General features: G+C 70.1%; 14 protein-coding genes, 1 tRNA gene and 1 pseudogene. 9 read left to right on the forward strand and 7 right to left on the reverse strand.

Features of this window, described 5'->3' with window-relative positions:
- The first annotated feature begins 19 nt into the window (after positions 1 to 19).
- From ABD716_RS02290 to ABD716_RS02305, 4 genes are read left to right on the forward strand one after another with little or no spacing between them, the layout of a single operon-like run.
- The gene (locus ABD716_RS02290; protein WP_344773378.1) at positions 20 to 1156 is read left to right on the forward strand and encodes an ABC transporter ATP-binding protein; all 1137 of its coding nucleotides are present in this window, start codon (positions 20 to 22) and stop codon (positions 1154 to 1156) included.
- Positions 1153 to 2406 (forward strand): polyamine ABC transporter substrate-binding protein, encoded by a 1254-nt coding sequence (locus ABD716_RS02295; RefSeq protein ID WP_344773381.1) that lies wholly within the window; start codon positions 1153 to 1155, stop codon positions 2404 to 2406. Before ABD716_RS02290 ends, ABD716_RS02295 begins: the two co-directional genes overlap by 4 nt.
- Complete coding sequence (locus ABD716_RS02300) at positions 2403 to 3281, forward strand: ABC transporter permease (RefSeq protein ID WP_344773383.1); 879 nt, start codon at positions 2403 to 2405, stop codon at positions 3279 to 3281. The genes ABD716_RS02295 and ABD716_RS02300 overlap by 4 nt, the downstream gene beginning before the upstream one ends.
- Positions 3278 to 4108, forward strand: coding sequence for an ABC transporter permease (locus ABD716_RS02305; protein ID WP_344773386.1), 831 nt, complete (start codon positions 3278 to 3280; stop codon positions 4106 to 4108). The genes ABD716_RS02300 and ABD716_RS02305 overlap by 4 nt, the downstream gene beginning before the upstream one ends.
- Here ABD716_RS02305 and ABD716_RS02310 read toward each other — a convergent pair whose 3' ends face one another.
- From ABD716_RS02310 to ABD716_RS02320, 3 genes are read right to left on the reverse strand one after another with little or no spacing between them, the layout of a single operon-like run.
- On the reverse strand, positions 4109 to 5743 hold the full coding sequence (locus tag ABD716_RS02310) for an APC family permease (RefSeq protein WP_344773388.1): 1635 nt from the start codon (positions 5741 to 5743) through the stop codon (positions 4109 to 4111).
- 46 nt (positions 5744 to 5789) lie between these two features.
- Positions 5790 to 6566 carry an inositol monophosphatase family protein gene (locus ABD716_RS02315; RefSeq protein WP_344773390.1) on the reverse strand — a complete coding sequence of 259 codons (777 nt, stop codon included), beginning with the start codon at positions 6564 to 6566 and terminating at the stop codon, positions 5790 to 5792.
- The gene (locus ABD716_RS02320; protein WP_344773392.1) at positions 6563 to 7348 is read right to left on the reverse strand and encodes a DUF72 domain-containing protein; all 786 of its coding nucleotides are present in this window, start codon (positions 7346 to 7348) and stop codon (positions 6563 to 6565) included. The genes ABD716_RS02315 and ABD716_RS02320 overlap by 4 nt, the downstream gene beginning before the upstream one ends.
- Before the next feature lie 103 nt (positions 7349 to 7451).
- On the opposite strand from ABD716_RS02320, the gene ABD716_RS02325 reads away from it, so the two are divergent.
- The 3 genes from ABD716_RS02325 (at position 7452) to ABD716_RS02335 (ending at position 8582) form a co-directional block, all read left to right on the forward strand.
- Positions 7452 to 7527: transfer RNA gene (locus ABD716_RS02325), tRNA-Lys, on the forward strand.
- A gap of 116 nt (positions 7528 to 7643) precedes the next feature.
- The gene (locus tag ABD716_RS02330) at positions 7644 to 7931 is read left to right on the forward strand and encodes a hypothetical protein (RefSeq protein WP_344773394.1); all 288 of its coding nucleotides are present in this window, start codon (positions 7644 to 7646) and stop codon (positions 7929 to 7931) included.
- A gap of 84 nt (positions 7932 to 8015) precedes the next feature.
- Positions 8016 to 8582, forward strand: a complete 567-nt coding sequence (locus ABD716_RS02335; RefSeq protein WP_344773396.1) for a Dps family protein — start codon at positions 8016 to 8018, stop codon at positions 8580 to 8582.
- 19 nt (positions 8583 to 8601) lie between these two features.
- Here the strand turns inward: ABD716_RS02335 and ABD716_RS02340 are convergent, their stop codons facing one another.
- The 3 genes from ABD716_RS02340 to ABD716_RS02350 all read right to left on the reverse strand — a co-directional run bounded on the left by ABD716_RS02340 (position 8602) and on the right by ABD716_RS02350 (position 12578).
- Positions 8602 to 9678, reverse strand: coding sequence for an AI-2E family transporter (locus ABD716_RS02340; RefSeq protein ID WP_344773398.1), 1077 nt, complete (start codon positions 9676 to 9678; stop codon positions 8602 to 8604).
- Positions 9679 to 9731: 53 nt separating this feature from the next.
- The gene (locus ABD716_RS02345) at positions 9732 to 10427 is read right to left on the reverse strand and encodes an endonuclease/exonuclease/phosphatase family protein (protein ID WP_344773400.1); all 696 of its coding nucleotides are present in this window, start codon (positions 10425 to 10427) and stop codon (positions 9732 to 9734) included.
- 72 nt (positions 10428 to 10499) lie between these two features.
- Positions 10500 to 12578 (reverse strand): 5-methyltetrahydropteroyltriglutamate--homocysteine S-methyltransferase, encoded by a 2079-nt coding sequence (locus ABD716_RS02350; protein ID WP_344773402.1) that lies wholly within the window; start codon positions 12576 to 12578, stop codon positions 10500 to 10502.
- A 72-nt stretch (positions 12579 to 12650) separates the two neighbouring features.
- Between ABD716_RS02350 and metE the strand changes: the two genes are divergently transcribed.
- Positions 12651 to 14972, forward strand: coding sequence for a 5-methyltetrahydropteroyltriglutamate--homocysteine S-methyltransferase (gene metE / locus ABD716_RS02355; RefSeq protein WP_344773404.1), 2322 nt, complete (start codon positions 12651 to 12653; stop codon positions 14970 to 14972).
- Entirely contained in the window at positions 14969 to 17107 is a 2139-nt protein-coding gene (gene malQ, locus ABD716_RS02360) for a 4-alpha-glucanotransferase (RefSeq protein ID WP_344773406.1), read from the forward strand. The genes metE and malQ overlap by 4 nt, the downstream gene beginning before the upstream one ends.
- Positions 17108 to 17289: 182 nt before the next feature.
- Here the strand turns inward: malQ and ABD716_RS02365 are convergent.
- Positions 17290 to 18534: pseudogene (locus tag ABD716_RS02365) on the reverse strand (DHA2 family efflux MFS transporter permease subunit); the annotation flags it as partial.
- Between the last annotated feature and the right edge of the window lie 4 nt (positions 18535 to 18538).

Consider the following 18538-nt stretch of genomic DNA (forward strand, 5'->3'; position numbering starts at 1 on the left):
TGATTAGGATGCCGTCACCATGACGACACCCGACGCCCCCCAGGCCGCCATCTCCCTCGACGGCGTGAGTCGCCGCTTCGGCGACGCGGTCGCCGTCGAGCGCATCGATCTCGAGCTCGCGGCAGGCGAGTTCTTCGCCCTGCTCGGCCCCTCGGGCTGCGGCAAGACCACGACCCTGCGCATGGTGGGCGGCTTCGAGCTGCCGACCACCGGCCGCATCAGGCTCGCCGGCAAAGACGTCACGAGCCTGCCGCCGCACAAGCGCGACGTGAACACGGTCTTCCAGAGCTACGCCCTCTTCCCGCACCTCTCCGTCATCGACAACGTGACCTTCGGCCTGCGCCGCAAGGCGGTGGCGAAGGCCGAGGCCGAGAAGCGCGCACACGAGTACCTCGACCTCGTCGGGCTCTCGGGTTTCGGCTCGCGCCGGCCCTCGCAGCTCTCGGGCGGCCAGCAGCAGCGCGTCGCCCTCGCCCGCGCGCTCGTCAACCACCCCAAGGTGCTGCTGCTCGACGAGCCGATGGGCGCCCTCGACGCCAAGATCCGCAAGAGCATGCAGCTCGAGCTGAAGCGCATCCAGCGCGAGGTCGGCATCACCTTCCTCTACGTCACGCACGACCAGTCCGAGGCCATGTCGATGGCCGACCGCCTCGCCGTCATGAACGCCGGCCACGTCGAGGACCTCGGCAGCCCGCAGCGCGTCTATGACCGACCCGTGACGCAGTTCGTCGCGGAGTTCCTGGGCACCTGCAACGTCATCCCGGTCGAGGCGGATGCCTCGGGCGCTCGGCTACCTGACGGGGGCGCCGTCGTCGCCGACGCGGGCGGAACCCCCTCCGGCGCGGGCTGGCGCGTGGGCATCCGCCCCGAGAAGATCCGCATCGACCCGCTCGGAACCCGGCCGTCCGGCCCGAACCGCACCACGGCGACCGTCACCGAGGTGACCTTCCTCGGCGCGAGCACCGAGGCGCGGCTCGTCACCGCCTGGGGCACCCTGCTGCAGGCCTACAAGCAGAACGCGGGCGGCGAGACGACGATCCGGCCCGGCGACGAGGTCGATGTGTCGTGGGATGCCTCGCAGAGCTTCTTCCTTCCCCCCACCGACCCCAGCCCGGCGCCCGAAGCCGAACCCGAATCCAAGGAGGTGGCCGCATGACCCGCGGCTCGTTCGACCCCGCCGTCACCCCCGCACTGCTGCGCGGCCTGACCGAGTCCCGGCTCAGCCGTCGCGCCGTGCTGCGCGGCGCGGGCGCCACCGCGGGGGCCGCGGCCGTCGCGTCGCTGCTCGCGGCCTGCGGCATCCAGGGCACGCAGAAGGCCTCGACGTCCTCGGGCGCCACCACGGACTGGACGAAGTACTGGGCAGACCACAAGAAGACCGGCACGCTGAACTTCGCGAACTGGCCCCTCTACATCGACCAGGACGACAGCGGGAAGAGCCAGTCGCTCACCGACTTCACGGCGAAGACCGGCATCAAGGTCAACTACAAAGAGGTCATCCAGGCGAACGACTCGTTCTATTCGAAGATCTCGCCGCTGCTGAAGGGCGATCAGTCGATCGGCTACGACCTCATCGTCATCACGAACGGGTGGGAGCTCACCGAGCTGCTCAGCAACGGCTGGCTCGTGCAGCTCGACCAGACCAAGATCCCCAATTTCAAGAAGTACGCCGACCGCTCCGTGCTCTCGCCGACGTACGACCCCGGTGCGGCGCACACGATGGTGTGGCAGACCGGCTTCACCGGCCTCGCCTACAACTCGAAACTCACCGGCGGCCCCATCACGAGCTTCAAGGACCTGATCGACCCCAAGTTCAAGGGCAAGATCGGCATGTTCTCCGACACGACCGAGCTCGGCAATGCCGCTCTGCTCGCGGTCGGAGCCGACCCCGCCAACGCCACCCAGGACGACTGGGGCAAGGCGAAGGACTGGCTTGAGCAGCTCAAGCCGAACATCGCCAAGTTCTACGACCAGGGCTACACCGACGCCCTGCAGAACGGCGACATCTGGATCAGCCAGGCCTGGTCGGGCGACATCTACCAGGTGCAGGCCGGCGGCCACGAGGAGATCAAGTTCGTGACGCCGAGCGAGGGTCAGATCATGTGGCACGACAACATGTGCATCCCGATCACGGCCGAGCACCCCGTCGACGCACTGACCTGGATGGACTACTACTACCAGCCGTCGGTGGCCGGCACCGTCGAGGACTACGTCAACTACGTCTGCCCCGTGCCGGAGGCGAAGGAGTACATCCTCACCACGCTCAAGGACCCCGACGTCGCGAACAGCCCCCTGGTGTTCCCGTCGGACGCGGTGCTCGCCAAGTCGCACGAGTACTACGTGTTCAAGGACCGCGCCGACTACGAGAAGTGGCAGGACGTGTTCAACCCGATCGTGCAGTCATGACGAACCGGCGCTTCTCGCGCTACGCCACGCCGTACCTGCTCAGCGGGGTGGGCTCGCTCTGGCTGATCGTGCTGTTCCTGATTCCGCTGATCAGCCAGCTGCTCGTCTCGCTGATGACGGGCAACCCCGACCAGGGCTACCAGCTCACCTGGAACTGGGGCGTCTACGGCGAGATCTTCTCGGGGTCGAGCGTTAACTACCTGCTGTTCCTCGGCCGCTCGCTGCTGTTCGGGGCGACCGCGACCTTCATCACGATCGTCGTCGCGTACCCGGTGGCGTACTTCCTTGCCTTCCGCGTGAGCGCCAGGTGGAAGAATCCCCTGCTGCTGCTCGTGATGCTGTCGTTCTTCGTGTCGTTCATCATCCGCACCAACATGTGGGTGTTCCTGCTCGGCGGTCAGGGGCCGGTGCTGTCGTTCCTGCGCAATCTGCACCTGATCGGCGCCGACTTCCACGTGCTCGGCACCCCCGGGGCCGTCATCGGCGGCATGGCCTACAACGACCTCGCCTTCATGGTGCTGCCCATCTATGTGGCCCTCGAGCGCATCGACCCCCGTCTGTTCGAGGCGGCTTCGGACCTCTACGGCAACCAGCGCGCCGTGTTCTTCAAGACGACGCTGCCCCTGTCGCGGTCCGGCATCTTCGCCGGCATCCTGCTCGTCTTCATCGACACGGTCGGCGACCCCGTCAACTCGTCGCTGCTCGGCGGCCAGAACACCTACACGCTCGGGCAGGCGATCCAGAACGTGTTCCTCACGCAGCAGGAGTACAACGTCGCGGCCGCCCTGTCGACCGTGATGATGATCGCGCTCGGCATCATCTTGTTCGCGTATGCCCGCGTGTTCGGCACCGACAACATCGAGGACCTCGTATGACGACGCTCGACCGCACGGTCCCGGGCGAGCTCGGGCTGCGGCAGCCGCGCGCGCGCCGCCGGCCGGTGCTGCCCATCATCTACTGGCTCGTCATCGCGATCACGCTCGTGCCGATCGCGGTCATGGTGGTCTACAGCTTCAACGTCGCCCCGAACCACCGCATCACCTACGTCTGGCACGGCTTCACGCTCGACTACTACGCCCACCTCGCCGACCTGTCGGGGCTGTGGCAGGCCTTCGTGCTGTCGATCGTCATCGCGATCGCGTCGGGCGCGATCTCGGTCGTGATCGGCACGCCGCTCGCGCTCGCGCTCGAGCGGCACCGCTTCTGGGGCCGGCGCGTGCTGACCGGCATCCTCTTCGTCGACATCGCCGCGCCCTCGATCGTCGTGGGCGCCGCGGCCCTGTCGTTCTTCCTGTCGATCGGCCTGAACACGGGCGTCACGACGATCCTGCTCGTGCACGTCACCTTCAACATCGCCTACGTCGTGGTGACGTTGCGCGCGCGCCTGTCGGGCATGGGCACGGCGCTCGAGCAGGCGGCCGCGGACCTCGGCGCGCCGCCCGTGTCGGCGTTCTTCCGGGTGACCCTGCCGCTGATGATGCCGGGCATCGTGGCATCCTTCATGCTCGCGCTCGCGATGTCGATCGACGACTACGTGATCACGTCGTTCGTCGCGGGCTCGGCGACGACCTTCCCGCTCTTCGTCTACGGCGTGAAGACGGGGCTGCCGCCGCAGGTGCTCTGCATGGGCACGATCATCTTCACGGTGGGCCTGCTGCTCGCCGTGCTCAACGGGGCACTCAACCGGCGCACCAAGCTCTGATCACCGCTGCAGGCGGCTCAGCTGGTGCTCGCGCAGCTCTTCGACGAGCTCGGGCTTGCCCTGCATGTAGCGCGCGCCCGACTGCGTTCCCCACAGGTAGAGGCCTGCGGCGAGCACCGCGAGGACGACGGAGTCCCACGGCGCGGGGATCAGCCCGAGGCCGCCGTAGTCGCCGACATACGACATCGCGTAGACGACGATGAGGTACACGACGAGCCACAGGCCGCCGACGACCTCGCCCACGCCGTGCTTCTGGATCACATAGTTGACCGCGTACCAGATCAGGCCGACGCCGACGATCGGCATCGTGAGCAACAGCTCGGACCACGGCACCCAGTAGATGACGAGCGCGCTCACGATGAACGCGAACGGGGCGATCACGGTCATTCCGGGCAGGCGGTCGGCCGCGTCTGCGATCTTCGCGCGCCGGAAGGCGACGAGCGAGACCGAGCCGATCGAGAACGTGAACGCGATCAGGGTGCCGGTGACGCCGATGATCTGGTGCCAGCTGGGCAGCGGCAGCAGGAACAGGATGCCGACGACGAAGTTCAGGAGGAGTGCGCGGCGCGGCACCCCTGAGCCCTCGTGCACCTTCGACAGCCAGCCGGGGAAGAAGCGGTTCTTCGACAGCCCGAACACGTTGCGCGCGTTCGACGCGGTGAACACGATCGCGGCGCCGGAGGGCGAGATCATCGAGTCGGCGATGAGGATCCAGTAGAGCCACGTCATTCCGAGCAGCATGGCCAGCTGCGCGAACGGCGAGTCGAAGTCGATGCCGCTCCAGCCGTGGCCGAGCAGGTGCTGCGGCACGCCGAAGATGAACGCGGTCTGCAGCAGCAGGTAGAGCACGATCGCGGCGAGGATCGTGGTGACGAGCGAGGCGGGGATGTTCCGGCGCGGGTTCTTCACCTCACCCGAGAGCTCGACGATGTTGCGGAAGCCGGTGTAGGCGAAGACCATGCCCGCCGTGGCGATCGTGCCGAGAGCGGCGCCGATGCCGTAGGGGGCGAAGCCGCCGCCTCGGTCGAAGTTGCTCGGGCCGCCCGCGCCGCCGTTGCCGGTGAAGCCGCTCGCGATCAGCATCGCGATCGTCAGCAGCGGGATGAAGATCTTGACGGCCGTCACGACGTTGTTGCTTCGCGCGAAGAACTGCACGCCGAAGTAGTTGATGACGACGAACACGGCCATGAGGGCGACCGCGATCACGATGCCGAGGAACGTGAGCTGGCTGTGCCGGAACAGGCCGGGGATGTAGGAGCTGGCGTACTGCACGACGCCCGCCGCTTCCGTGGGCGGGTTCGCGACATAGGTGACCCACATGCTCCAGCCGACGATGCTGGCGGCGAAGCGGCCGTTGGAGTACAGCGGGTAGCGCACGAGGCCGCCCGACTCGGGGTGCACCATGCCCAGCTCGGCGAACACCAGCGCGACGGCGAGCATCACGGCGCCGCCGATCACCCAGGCGATGAGGGATGCCGGGCCGGCGGTCTGTGCGGCATACATCGCCGAGAACAGCCACCCCGAGCCGATGACGCTGCCGATGCCGGTCGCGACGAGCGACCAGTAGCCGAGGCGCTGCTTGAGGTGGCTGTCTTCCGTGCGGGTGGATTCCTGCACCGCGGTGGGGTTCTCCATGCGGTCGCGGTACCCGGGCCGCCCGCTCGGAATGCGCGGGTGCAGGTCAGAGCGCGATTCGGCGCAGCAGCTCGTCGTGCAGCAGGCCGTTGCTCGCGAGCGACGAGCCGTGCCACGGCCCGGGCTCGCCCGTCACCGAGGTGAACCGGCCGCCGGCCTCCTCCACGATCAGTGACAGCGGTGCGAGGTCGTAGGCCTTCACCCCGAACTCGCCGACCACGTCGATGAGCCCCTCGGCGAGCAGCGTGTACGACCACAGGTCGCCGTAGGCGCGGTCGCGCCACACGGCGCGCGTCAGCGCGACCAGCTTCTCGAGGTACCCCGCCTCGTCCCACTGGGCGATCGATTGAAAGCTGATGGATGCCTCGTCGAGCGCACGCGTCGCAGAGACGTGCAGCTGCTCGGGCCCGCCGTGGCGGCCGGTGCGCTTCCACGCCCCCTCGCCCTTCGCCGCCCACCAGCGCTGGCGCAGTGCGGGCATGCTCGCGACGCCCGCGACGACCTCGCCGTCGACGGCGAGCGCGATGAGCGTGCCCCACACCGGCACGCCGCGCAGGTAGTTGGCGGTGCCGTCGATGGGGTCGATGATCCACTGCCGGTTCGACTCGCCCTCGACCCCGTACTCCTCGCCGAAGATCGCGTCGCCCGGGCGCTCGGCCGTGATGAGCTCGCGGATCGCGCGCTCGACCGCCTGATCGGCATCCGTCACGTGGGTGCGGTCGGCCTTGGTCGCCACCCGCAGGTCGTTGGCGCGGAAGCGGGCGGTCGAGATGGCGTCGGCCGCGTCGGCCAGGCGGTGTGCGAAATCGAGGTCGGCGGTCATCCTGCCAGCGTATCGGCGAGCGCGAGGGCGTCGAAGGGCGCGCGGCCGTCGGCGTCGTTGTCGAAGTAGACGTAGGCATCGCGCGGGCTCGCCCGACCCGTGGTCGTGAGTTCGCGAATGACGGATGCCCAGTGCTCGAGCTCTGCCGGAGAGTAGCCGCCGTGATAGAGCTCGCGGGGCCCGTGGAGTCTCACGTAGACGAGGCCGGCCGTGGCATCCGTGAATATCGGCCACTGCCCCGCGCCGTCGGACGCGACCAGCGCGACCCGGTGCTTGCGCAGGATCTCGGCGCACCGCGGGTCGCGGAAGCTCTCGTGCCGCGGCTCGAGCGCATGCTGCAGCCGCGTGCCGCCGTGCGTGCGGGGGAGTGCGGCGCAGAAGGTCTCGAGGTGCTCGGGCTCGAAGCGGCGGCGGCTCGGGAACTGCCACAGGATCGGGCCGAGCCGGTCGGCAAGGCGGGTGACGCCCGAGTCGAAGAAGCGGTCGAGCCCGGCCTGCAGTTTGTCGGGGCCGACCATGTGGGTGATGTAGCGGCCGCCCTTGACCGCGAAGCGGAAGCCGTGGGGCGTCTCATCGCGCCAGCGGTCGTAGGACTCGGGTTTCTGCAGCGAGTAGAACGAGCCGTTGAGCTCGACCGAGCCGAACTGCCGAGACAGGTACTCGAGCTCGCGGCGCTGCGCGAGGCCTTTCGGGTAGAAGTCGCCGCGCCAGGCCTTGTAGCGCCACCCCGAGGTGCCGATGAACAGCCGGCCGCCGGTCTCGCGATCGCGCAGAGTGGCCACGATTTTGGGACCGCCTTTCTCGTTTGCTAAGGTTGTCACTCGTGCGGTTCCCGCTTTTCGCGGGCCACACAGTGTTCAGACACACACAGTGTCGAGACACAATGCGCCTCTAGCTCAATCGGCAGAGCAACTGACTCTTAATCAGTGGGTTCAGGGTTCAAGTCCCTGGGGGCGCACCAGGAAGGCCCGGGGCTTCGGCTCCGGGCCTTTTCTCATTCCTGCCTCGTGCTCCCCGGCATTGTCAACCCGCCGGCGGCTCGGGTTCTCGCCGCGAGCCGTCGGGTACTCGGCAGGCATGAGCGAAGAGAACGCTACGGAGAACGTGACGCTGAGGCTCGGCGAGCTGAGCTTCGAGCTTCGCGACGGAGTGAGCGTCGGGAAGCTCGAAGAGGAGATCGTGAAGGCCGCCCGGAAGGGCGCGGATGTCGTCACGGTGCCGCTGCGCGGCGAGGGCGAGGTGGACGCGCTCGTGACCGCCGCGGTGCCGGTCGCCCTCGAGCGCCACGCGGCGCCCGGCACGCCGGCGGAAGGCGACGGGCGGGAGCCCGCGGTCGAGTGGGGCGGCATCGACCTGGCCTGCTGAGCCGCGCGCGCCGGGGGAGTGTCGCGCGCGGCGGACCGGGGAACGGTTCTGCTGACACGTATCCGTCGAGGAGAGGCAGGAGAGATGGCACGGGCGACCGCGAGCACGAGGAGCACCACCAGGGCGACGGGGGCCAAGAAGCCGACCCCGCGCGAGGGGGCCGCGCGCTCGAAGAAGGAGAACGCGGAGAACGGCTTCGTCGCGTCGGAGCGGCTGACCGGCGACCTGCAGCGGGTGCTGGTCGACCTGATCGAGCTGTCGCTGCAGGCGAAGCAGGCGCACTGGAACGTCGTCGGCAAGAACTTCCGCGACCTGCACCTGCAGCTCGACGAGATCACCGAGTCCGCTCGCGAGTTCAGCGATGTCGTCGCCGAGCGCCTGCGCGCGCTGCACGCGGCGGTCGACGGGCGCAGCGCGTTCGTCAGCGAGACCACCTCGCTGCCCCCGTACCCCAATGGCGAGGTGGCGACGAGTGACACCGTCGATCTGATCACCGTGCGACTCGAGGCCGTGGTCGGCACGATGCGCGACGTGCACGACGAGGTCGACGAAGAGGACCCGACGACGGCCGACATCCTGCACGAGATCATCTCGACCCTCGAGCAGTACGCCTGGATGGTCAGCGCCGAGAATCGCACCCCGTCGGTGTAGCCGCCGTCGGCGGCATCCGCTAGACCTTCGCATCCTGGCGCGGGATCACGAGCTGCTTCACGATGAGCAGCACCGACGCCGTGACCGGGATGGCGACGAGCGCGCCCAGGATGCCGAGCAGGGTGCCGCCGACCAGCGCTCCGATCACGACGAGGGCGCCGGGAACCGCGACGGCGCGGCTCATCACGCGCGGCGTGAGCACGTATGCCTCGACCTGCATATATACGAGGTAGACGGCCGCGAACACCACGGCCTGCACGGGGCCGCCGAAGAGCCCGACCGCCGTTCCGAGCACCCAGAAGATGACGGACCCGACGAGGGGCACCAGGGTGACGCCGAACGCGACGACCGCCATCAGCACGGGAAACGGCAGCCGCAGGATCAGGAACAGCAGGAACACGATCACCGCGTTGAAGAACGCCAGCACGACCATGCCGCCGAGATAGCTGCCGATCGCATCCGCGATCTGCGCGACCATGCCGGAGGCGGTCGCGCGGGTGCGCGCGGGCATGAGGCGCGTGAACGCCGTCTTCATGGCCGGCAGGGATGCCAGGAAGTAGAGGCTCAGCACCAGCACGACGACGAAGCCCGAGAGGGCGGTGCCCACCGTCACCGCGAGATGCACGAGGCCCCCGCCCAGGTCGGCGAGGCGGGCGGGGTCGGTCAAGACGCCCTCGGCCTCGGTGAGGGCCGAGTCGACCCCGCTGCCGAACGCCTGGGTCAGCCAGTCGTAGACATCGCTGCGGCGGAAGTCGCCGACCCTGGCGGGAAGATCATGGAGGAAGGCGTTCTCTTGCGAGAGCGTCGCGGGAACGATCAGCCACAGGGCCGCTGCGAGCAGCACCGCGAAGCCCGCGAAGACGATGACGATTCCCCACGCGCGCGCCAGGCCCGTGCGCTCGAGTCTGCCCACGACGGGGTCGAGCCCGAGTGCGGCGAACAGCGCGATCGCGATATAGGCGAGGATCTGCGACAGGCTCGAGATCGCAAGCCCGAGCACGAGCGCGGCGAGTCCGCCGAGCGTGAGCGTGAACCCCACGGCGAAGGGGTTGCTGAGGTTCGCCCAGAGCGTGCGCGGGCCGGGCTGCTGCGGCATCGTCACCTCCCGCGCTCAGAGTATGAGGGCGGGGGCGGCATGTCGATGGCCCGTCAGGCCGTGAGCCGGTCCTGGTCTTCGTTGCGGTACGTGGCAGAGACGAGGATCGGCTTGTGGTCGGAGATGCCGGCCGGCAGCGTCTTCACGCCGCTGATCTCGAGCCCCGTCGAGGTGGCGAAGTCGAAGTGCCCGCGGAAGTACTTGTAGCGGGCGTAGGTGGTCTCGTCGCTGCGTGAGAGCTCGTACCCCGACTGCACCATGCGGGCGCGCAGGTTCTTGTGGAACCAGGGGTAGTTGAAGTCGCCGACCATGAGCGCCGGCAGCCCGGGGCCGAGCTCGCGCAGCTTCGTGTGAGCGGCGTCGATCTGAGCGCGTCGCAGCGAGTTCACGGCCGTCAGCGGCGAGGCGTGGAACGAGGCGATGACGACCTCGCGGTCCTCTTCGGTGTCTTCGAGGCGGGTTCCGACCACCCGCTCGTCGGCCGGCGCCAGCAGGTGATCGTGCAGCGACTTCTTCAGCGCGAAGTTCTCGGTCGCGACCATCGTGAAGCGGTGCTCGCGGTAATAGAGCGCGAGCCCCAGGCGGTTGCGCAGCGTCGCGCCGGCCAGCTTCAGGTCGCCGATGCGCTCGGGCAGCCCCGTGCTGCCGCATTCCTGCAGGCACAGCACGTCGGGGTCGTGGCTCTCGACGAGAGGCACCAGTTCGCCCGCTGCGTGGTTCTCACGGAGGTTGTAGCTGATCACTCGCACGCCGCCAGATTACGTGGCCCAGCCGTCAGCCGCCCGGGATTGCGCCGGGCACGCCCCGTATGTCACCGAGTGTTAACGCCACACATCGGCGGCGACCCGGACGACCTCGCGCACCTTCGCCCACTGCTGCGCCTCGGTGAGCGCGTGCCCGTCCTGCGTCGACGCGAAGCCGCACTGCGTGCTGAGGGCGAGCTGATCGAGCGGCACGTGCCGCGCCGCCTCGTCGATGCGCGCCTTGACGACCTCGGGGCTCTCGAGCGCGCCGTCTTTGGAGGTGAGCAGGCCGAGCACCACCTGCTTCGGCCGACCCCCCGACGCCGCAGGCACGTGCCGCAGCGGCTCGAAGCCCCCCGCGCGCTCGCTGTCGTACTCGAGGAAATAGCCGTCGTAGTCCGTGCCCGCGAGCAGCTGCTCGGCCACCGGCTCGTAGTCGCCGGTCGAGATCCACGCCGAGCGGAAGTTGCCGCCGCACACGTGCGTCGTCACGACGAGGTCCTTCGGCCGACCGGCGAGCGCGTCGTTGATGAGGGCCGCGTAGCGCTCGGCGAGACCGTCGATGCGGATGCCTCTGGCCGCGGCCTTCTCGCGCTCTGCGCGCGAGCAGAGGTAGGTCCACGTCGTGTCGTCGAACTGCAGGTACCGGCATCCCGCGTCATAGAACGCGCGCACCGCGTCGCGGTAGGTGCGCGCAAGGTCGTCGAACAGCTCGTCGTGATCGACATAGGCGCCGCCGGCGAGCCCCTCGCGGTCGAGCCGGAAGTGCAGCACGGCGGGGGAGGGGATCGTCATCTTGGGCGTCACGCCCGCGGGGGCGTGGTCGCGCAGGAAGCGGAAGTGCTCGAGCATGGGGTGTTCGCGCGGGAAGCCGAGGCGGCCGTCGACGAAGAGCTGCCGGTTCGTCGTGCGCACGCCGCCGAGCTCGACGCCGCCTTCCGCCCCCGTGACCGTGACGCCGTCGAGGCCGGCGAAGAAGTCGTACTGCCAGGAGCCCCGGCGGAACTCGCCGTCGGTCGCGAGCTTCAACCCGGCGTCCGCCTGCTTCGCGATCACGTCGACGATGGCGGCGTCCTCGGCGGCGCGCACGCCGGCGTCGTCGAGGGCGCCCGCGGCGCGCCGGGCGTGTGCGCGGCGCAGGGAAGCCGGGCGCAGGAAGCTGCCGACGACCTCTGCGCGGAACGGCGCAGCGGCGGCCGCACTTCCGCGCCGCCGCCTCGCGGGGCGCTCGGCGGGCGCCAGCGCGGCGGCCTGTGTGCGCAGCGCCTCGAGCACCGCGCGCACGCCGCGCCGATGCAGGGTGTCGGGGCGGGCGAGCGCATCGATGCGGCGCGAGGCCGCCACACCGCCCGCGAGCGGCCGCGTGCTGAGGCCCTGCCCGCGGTAGGCGGCGCCCGTGTGGCGCGGCAGCAGGGCGATGCAGTCGGATGCCGCGAGCATCGCGGCCGTGACGGCGAAGTCGCCCACCCGGTGGGCGATCGCGGGTTCCGTGCCGCTCGCCGCGCCGATGGCCTGAACGGCGGCGGCGAGGGGGAAGTCATCGTGGGCGGCGATCCACTGGGCGCCGCGCAGCTCGGCGGCCGAGACGGGTGCAGCCGAATCGGGGCCTCCGGCGTCGCCCGTGTCGAGGCGGTGGCCCGTGCGGAAGGCGACGTCGAGGGGCTCGACGAGCAGCGGCACCACCGCGAGCTGTGCGGGCCACTCCTCGCTGCCCACGAGGCGCTGCGCGATCACGAGGTCGACGTCGGCGACGAGCGCGGGGTACTCGGCCTGCCTGAGGTCCTGGTCGCGCAGCACGAGCTGGGGGCGGCCGGCGATAGAGGCGTTCATGAGCCCAGGGAAGAGCGCGATCGCGGCCGAGTGGAAGGCACTGATCGACACCGGCGCCGCTGTGTCGTCATGGAACTCGGTGATCGAGTTGGCGGCGTCGATGAGGGCGGATTCCACAGCCACGGCGGCGTCGGCGAGCGCCGCACCCGCGGCGGTCAGCACCGTGCGCCGGCCCTCGAGCTTGGTCAGCGGCACACCGACCGAGCGCTGCAGCCCGGCCAGCTGCTGCGAGACGGCGGAGGGCGTGACGCGGAAGGCGGCCGCCACCGCCGCGATGCTGCCGCGGTCGCGCAGCTCGCGCAGGGCGCGCAGTTGAGCCAGTTCCATTAGGTCAATCTAATGGTCGCCGGAAGATATTGGGGTCTGGTCTTGCCTGTCGCGTCTACGCAGGCTGGCACCATGAGCACTCCCTTCCCCACCGGGACGATCCTCGGCTACCCCCGCATCGGCCGGCGCCGCGAGCTGAAGCGCGCGGTCGAGGCGTTCTGGCGCGGCGAGATCGACGCCCCCGAGCTCGAGAGCCGCGGCGCCGCGCTGCGCCGCGCCACGCGCGAGCGCCTCGCCGAGCTCGGGCTCGGCCGCACCGACGCGTCGATCCCCGAGTCGTTCAGCTTCTACGACCACGTGCTCGATGCCGCGGTCGCCGTCGGCGCGGTGCCCGCCGCCGACCTCACCGACTACTTCGCGGCCGCGCGCGGCGACGCGACGCGCCCCGCGCTCGAGATGACCAAGTGGTTCGACTCGAACTACCACTACCTCGTCCCCGAGATCGGCCCCGAGACCGAGTTCCGCCTGGCGAGCACCCGCATCGTCGCCCAGTTCGAGGAGGCGGTGAGTCAGGGATTCCTCACCCGGCCGGTTATCGTCGGGCCGGTCACCCTGCTCGCGCTCGCCAAGCCGAGCGACGCGGCCCCCGAGGGCTTCCGCCCGCTCGCGCGCCTCGCCGAGCTGCTGCCCGTCTACGCCGAGCTGCTCGAGAAGCTCGCGGCGGCAGGGGCCGAGTGGGTCCAGCTCGATGAGCCCGCTCTCGTCAGCGAGAGCCTGCCCGAGAGCGCCGACGAGCTGCGGGCCGCCGCGGCAGCCGCCTACGGCATGCTCGGCCGCCTCGAGGCGCGCCCCCAGCTGTTCGTCGCGGCGCCCTACGCCGCGCTCGACGGCACGCTGGCGACGCTCGCCGCCACCGCCGTCGAGGCGATCGGCCTCGACCTCGTGCGCGGGGCGATCCCGGGTTCCGCGGGAGCCGAGCTGTTCGACTGCACGAAGGACGCACTGAAGACCAAGACCCTCGTCGGCGGCGTCATCGACGGCCACAACATCTGGCGCGGCGACCTCGCGGCGGCCTTCGCGAAGCTCGGCCTGCTGCGCGAGCTGAGCCCGCGCGTCGCGGTCTCGACGTCGACCTCGCTGCTGCACGTTCCCCACGACGTCGACGACGAGCCGCAGCTCGACGGCCGACTCGCGTCGTGGCTCGCGTTCGCCGATCAGAAGGTCGGGCAGGTGGCGACCCTTGCGAAGGGACTCGTCGAGGGGGCGTCCGCCATCGACGGCGCGCTGGCACAGGCATCCGCCGCCCTCTCCGATCGCTTCACCGCGCCGGGCGTGCGCGTGCCCGCCGTGCGCGACCGCCTCGCGGCGCTGACGCCGGCCGACTTCGCCCGCGCGCCCTACGAGGAGAGGTTTGCGGCGCAGCAGACGGCGCTCGGGCTGCCGGAGCTGCCGACGACCACGATCGGCTCGTTCCCGCAGACCGGCGAGATCCGCAGGGCGCGCGCCGCGCTCGCCAAGGGCGAGCTCGACGAGGCGGGCTACACGAGTGCCATGCGCGCCGAGATCAGCCGCGTCGTGTCGCTGCAGGAGGAACTGGGCCTCGACGTGCTCGTGCACGGCGAACCCGAGCGCAACGACATGGTGCAGTACTTCGCGGAGTCGCTCGACGGGTTCGCCGTCACGGTCAACGGGTGGGTGCAGTCCTACGGAAGCCGGTGCACGCGCCCGTCGATCCTCTGGGGCGATGTCTCGCGCCCGGCGCCCATGACCGTCGAGTGGTCGCGCTACGCCCAGAGCCTGACCTCCAAGCCGATGAAGGGCATGCTGACGGGGCCGGTCACGATCCTCGCCTGGTCATTCGTCCGCGATGACCAGCCGCTGGCCGACACCGCGAACCAGGTCGCCCTCGCCCTGCGCGACGAGATCGCGGACCTCGAGCAGGCGGGCATCCGCATCGTGCAGGTCGACGAGCCCGCGCTGCGCGAGCTGCTGCCGCTCAAGCGCGCCGCGCAGCCCGCCTACCTCGACTGGTCGGTGTCGTCGTTCCGCCTCGCAACCGGCGGCGCGCACACCGCAACGCAGATCCACACGCACCTGTGCTACTCGGAGTTCGGCGTCGTGATCGACGCGATCCGGGCGCTCGACGCCGATGTGACCTCGATCGAGGCGGCGCGCAGCCGCATGGAGGTCGTGCACGACATCCGGCGCTCCGGCTTCGATCACGGGGTGGGCCCCGGGGTCTACGACATCCACTCGCCGCGGGTTCCGAGCGTCGCGGAGCTGACCGAGCTGCTGCGCACGGCGGCCGCCGCCGTGACCGGCGAGCACCAGCTGTGGGTGAACCCCGATTGCGGCCTCAAGACCCGCGGATATGACGAGACCGTTACGAGCTTGCGGAACATGGTTCAAGCCACTCGCGCCGTTCGGGAGGGTGCTGACAAGATCGCGGTGTGACTGACGCCGCGCCTGCCGACACCGACCTTCGAGAGCTCGCCGCCGCGTACGGGGTCCGCACCGACTACGACGACTGGCAAGGGCGCCACGTCGACGTCTCGGCTGGCACGCTGCGCGCGATCCTGACCGCGCTCGGCGCCGACCTCGCCGACGTGCGCGCGGCTCTCGAGTCCAGGCGGCTGGCGCCGTGGCGGCGGATGCTTCCGCCGGCCGTCGTCGTGAAGGAAGGCGACACCGCGCAGATCGCCGTGCACGTTCCGCATGGCGCGGGCGTCGAGGTGTGGGTCGAGCTCGAAGGCCGCGGCGGGCGGCGCGAGCTGCGCCAGCTCGACAACTGGAACGCCCCGCAGCTGATCGACGGGCAGCAGGTCGGCGAGGCGAGCTTCGAGCTTCCCGCCGATCTGCCGCTCGGCTACCACGCGCTGCGGGCGGCGTCGGGTGACCGCACCGCCGAGGCGAGACTTGCGGTCGCGCCGGCGCGCCTCGAGTTGCCCGGCCACCTCGCTGCATCGCCGGGCTGGGGGCTTGCGACGCAGCTCTACAGCGTGCACTCGGCGGGCTCGTGGGCGACCGGCGATCTGACCGACCTCACCGACCTCAGCGTGTGGGCCGCGACCGAGCACGGCGCCGACTTCGTGCTCGTGAACCCGCTGCACGCGGTCGCGCCCACCGAGCCGATGGCGCCGTCCCCGTATCTGCCGGTGACTCGTCTGTTCACGAATCCCCTCTACCTGCGCCCCGAGCGCGTCCCCGAGTGGCTCGGGCTCAAGCGGGGCGTGCGCAAGCAGCTCGAGGAGCAACGCGCCCAGCTCGCGAAGACGACGAAGAAGTCCGACACGGTCGAGCGCGACGCGGGCTGGCGTCTCAAGCGCGCCGCGCTCGAGGCCGTGCACGCGGTGGAGCGGACCCCGGGCCGTGACGCCTCGTACCGCTGGTTCGTGCGGCAGGGCGGGCGCAGCCTCGAAGACTACGCCCGCTGGTGCACCATCGCCGAGCGGCACGGAGGCGACTGGCGGCAGTGGCCCGCCGAGCTGCAGGACCCCGACGGGCAGGCCGTCGCCGACTTCGCCGCCGAGCACGAGTGGCGGGTCGACTTCCACCGCTGGCTGCAGTGGCTCGTCGGCGAGCAGCTGGATGGGGCGCAGGCGACCACGCGCCGCCACGGCATGGCGCTCGGCGTCATGCACGACCTCGCCGTGGGCGTCGACCCGGGGGGAGTCGATGCCTGGCGCCTGCAGAGCGTGTATGCCCGGGGGATGTCCGTCGGGGCGCCGCCGGATGCCTACAGCCAGACCGGCCAGAGTTGGTCGCAGCCGCCCTGGCGACCCGACGCGCTCGCCGAAGCCGGCTACGAGCCGTTCCGCGAGATCGTCGCCGGGGTGCTGGCCCACTCGGGCGGCGTGCGCATCGACCACGTCGCCGGCCTGTTCCGGCTGTGGTGGGTGCCCGAGGGGCGGCCCGCGACGGAGGGCACCTATGTGCACTACGACCACGAGGCGCTCGTCGGCATCCTGTGCCTCGAGGCCCACCGCGCGGGCGCGGTCGTCGTCGGCGAGGATGTCGGCGTCGTGGAGCAGTCGGCCAGGGACTACCTGGCGAGCCGCGGCGTGCTCGGCACCTCGATCCTGTGGTTCGAGCGCGACTACTTCGGCGACGGGCGGCCGCTCGCCCCCGAGCGCTGGCGCGAGCTCTGCCTCGGCTCGGTGACGACGCACGACCTGCCGCCGTCGCTCAGCTATCTCGCCGGCGACCACGTGCTGCTGCGCGAGAGGCTCGGGCTCCTCACCCGCTCGGTCGATGACGAGCTCGCCGAGAGCCGTGCCGAGCGCGAGCTGTGGCTCGAGACGCTGCGGGGCCGTGGGCTGCTGGCCTCGCAGGAATCCGGCACGCCGAACGAAGACGACGTGGTGCTCGCGCTGCACGAGTTCCTGGCGCAGACCCCGGCGCGCCTGCGCTGCCTCTCGCTGGCGGATGCCGTCGGCGACCGGCGCACGCAGAATCAGCCCGGCTCGGTCGACGAGTACCCCAACTGGCGCGTGCCGCTGACGGATGCCTCCGGCAAGCCCGTGCCGCTCGAGAAGGTGTTCACGTCCCCGCGTGCCGCGGCGCTGATCGCTGCGCTCGCCGGCCGCTGACCTTCGTCGAGCAGATGCGCGATCCGCTCCCTGCTGCGTCGCCCGACCGCTGAGTCGGCGAACCACGACAGCGCGAAGATTATGGCCATCAGCGCGAGCATCGTCCACCACATCCGATGCGTCTGAAGGGTGAAGTCTGATCCAATCTGCGAGCCGGCGCCGAGCCCGGTCAGGGTGCCTGCGACGGCGACTCCGAGCGATGTCCCCACCTGGCGTGCCGTCGAGGTCACGCCCGCGGCGGAGCCGGATTGCGACGGGGGCATCCCCGACACCGCCGTCGTCGTGATCGGCGCGTTGAGCAGCCCCTGGCCGATGCCGTAGACCAGGAAGACGGAAAGGATGAGGAGCATCGGGGTCGCGGGCGACAGGCGGGTCAGCATGATCGCGGCGAGGCCGAGCGCGCTCGAGCTGAGCATGAGAGGCAGCCGCGTGCCCCGCGTTCCGACCAGCCTGCCGGAGATGTTCGAGCAGACGATCTGGGCGATCGCCATCGGCAGCGTGTGCAGCCCGGCCTCGAACGCACTCAGGTGTCTGACCTCCTGAAGGTAGAGCGTGATCAGGAAGAGGAAGGCGCCGTTCGAGGCGTAGCCGGCGAGCGCGGTCAGCACCGCAGACGAGAACGGGATGCTGTGGAAGAACCGCAGGTCGATGAGTGGCTCGGCGCGACGGCGCTCCCAGACGATGAAGCCCGTGATCGCGACGACGAACAGCAGGAAGAGGGCGACCGTGACCGGGCTGGTCCAGCCCAGCTGAGGACCCTCGATGAGCCCGGCGATGAGGCCACCGAGCATGACGGCGACAAGCACCTGGCCGAGGGGATCGAGTCGGCGCCGCCGACCGGAGCGCGACTCCGGAACGAACAGGAAGGTCAAGACGATCGCCGCGACTCCGATCGGGATGTTTATCCAGAAGATCCCGCGCCACCCCACCGAGTCGGTGAGCGCACCACCCACCAACGGCCCGATCGCCATGGAGACGCCGACGACCGCGGACCAGACGCCGACGGCGCGGGCGCGTCGAGCGGGATCCGTGAAGGTGGCCGTGATGATCGACATCGCGACGGGGTTCAGCATGGAGCCGCCAAGCGCCTGCATGATGCGGAAGGCGATCAGCCAGCCGACGCCGGGCGCGACGCTGCAGAGCAACGAGCCCGCCGTGAAGATCGCGAGACCGAGCTGGAAAGTGCTGCGGCGCCCGATGCGATCGGCCGTCGAGCCCGACAGGATCAGGAAGCTGGCGAGCACCAGGGTGTATGCGTCGATGGTCCATTGCAGCCCGGCCACCGAAGACCCGAAGTCTCGGCGGATCGAGGGCAAGGCAACATTCACCGCCATCGAGTCCATCGACACGACGAGCAGGCTCATGCAGCAGATGCCGAGGATCAGGTAGCTGTGCCGATAGCGGGCGCCAGGCGCGGTCTCACTCATGAGT

Source organism: Gryllotalpicola kribbensis (genome assembly GCF_039538245.1).
GTDB classification, from domain to species: domain Bacteria; phylum Actinomycetota; class Actinomycetes; order Actinomycetales; family Microbacteriaceae; genus Gryllotalpicola; species Gryllotalpicola kribbensis.

Excerpts from the sequence above, each read along its gene's own strand:
- ABD716_RS02290 (WP_344773378.1), top strand. The coding sequence starts at position 20 with ATGACGACACCCGACGCCCCCCAGGCCGCCATCTCCCTCGACGGCGTG.
- ABD716_RS02295 (WP_344773381.1), top strand. The coding sequence starts at position 1,153 with ATGACCCGCGGCTCGTTCGACCCCGCCGTCACCCCCGCACTGCTGCGC.
- ABD716_RS02300 (WP_344773383.1), top strand. The coding sequence starts at position 2,403 with ATGACGAACCGGCGCTTCTCGCGCTACGCCACGCCGTACCTGCTCAGC.
- ABD716_RS02305 (WP_344773386.1), top strand. The coding sequence starts at position 3,278 with ATGACGACGCTCGACCGCACGGTCCCGGGCGAGCTCGGGCTGCGGCAG.
- ABD716_RS02310 (WP_344773388.1), bottom strand. The coding sequence starts at position 5,743 with ATGGAGAACCCCACCGCGGTGCAGGAATCCACCCGCACGGAAGACAGC.
- ABD716_RS02315 (WP_344773390.1), bottom strand. The coding sequence starts at position 6,566 with ATGACCGCCGACCTCGATTTCGCACACCGCCTGGCCGACGCGGCCGAC.
- ABD716_RS02330 (WP_344773394.1), top strand. The coding sequence starts at position 7,644 with ATGAGCGAAGAGAACGCTACGGAGAACGTGACGCTGAGGCTCGGCGAG.
- ABD716_RS02335 (WP_344773396.1), top strand. The coding sequence starts at position 8,016 with ATGGCACGGGCGACCGCGAGCACGAGGAGCACCACCAGGGCGACGGGG.
- ABD716_RS02340 (WP_344773398.1), bottom strand. The coding sequence starts at position 9,678 with ATGCCGCAGCAGCCCGGCCCGCGCACGCTCTGGGCGAACCTCAGCAAC.
- ABD716_RS02350 (WP_344773402.1), bottom strand. The coding sequence starts at position 12,578 with ATGGAACTGGCTCAACTGCGCGCCCTGCGCGAGCTGCGCGACCGCGGC.
- metE (WP_344773404.1), top strand. The coding sequence starts at position 12,651 with ATGAGCACTCCCTTCCCCACCGGGACGATCCTCGGCTACCCCCGCATC.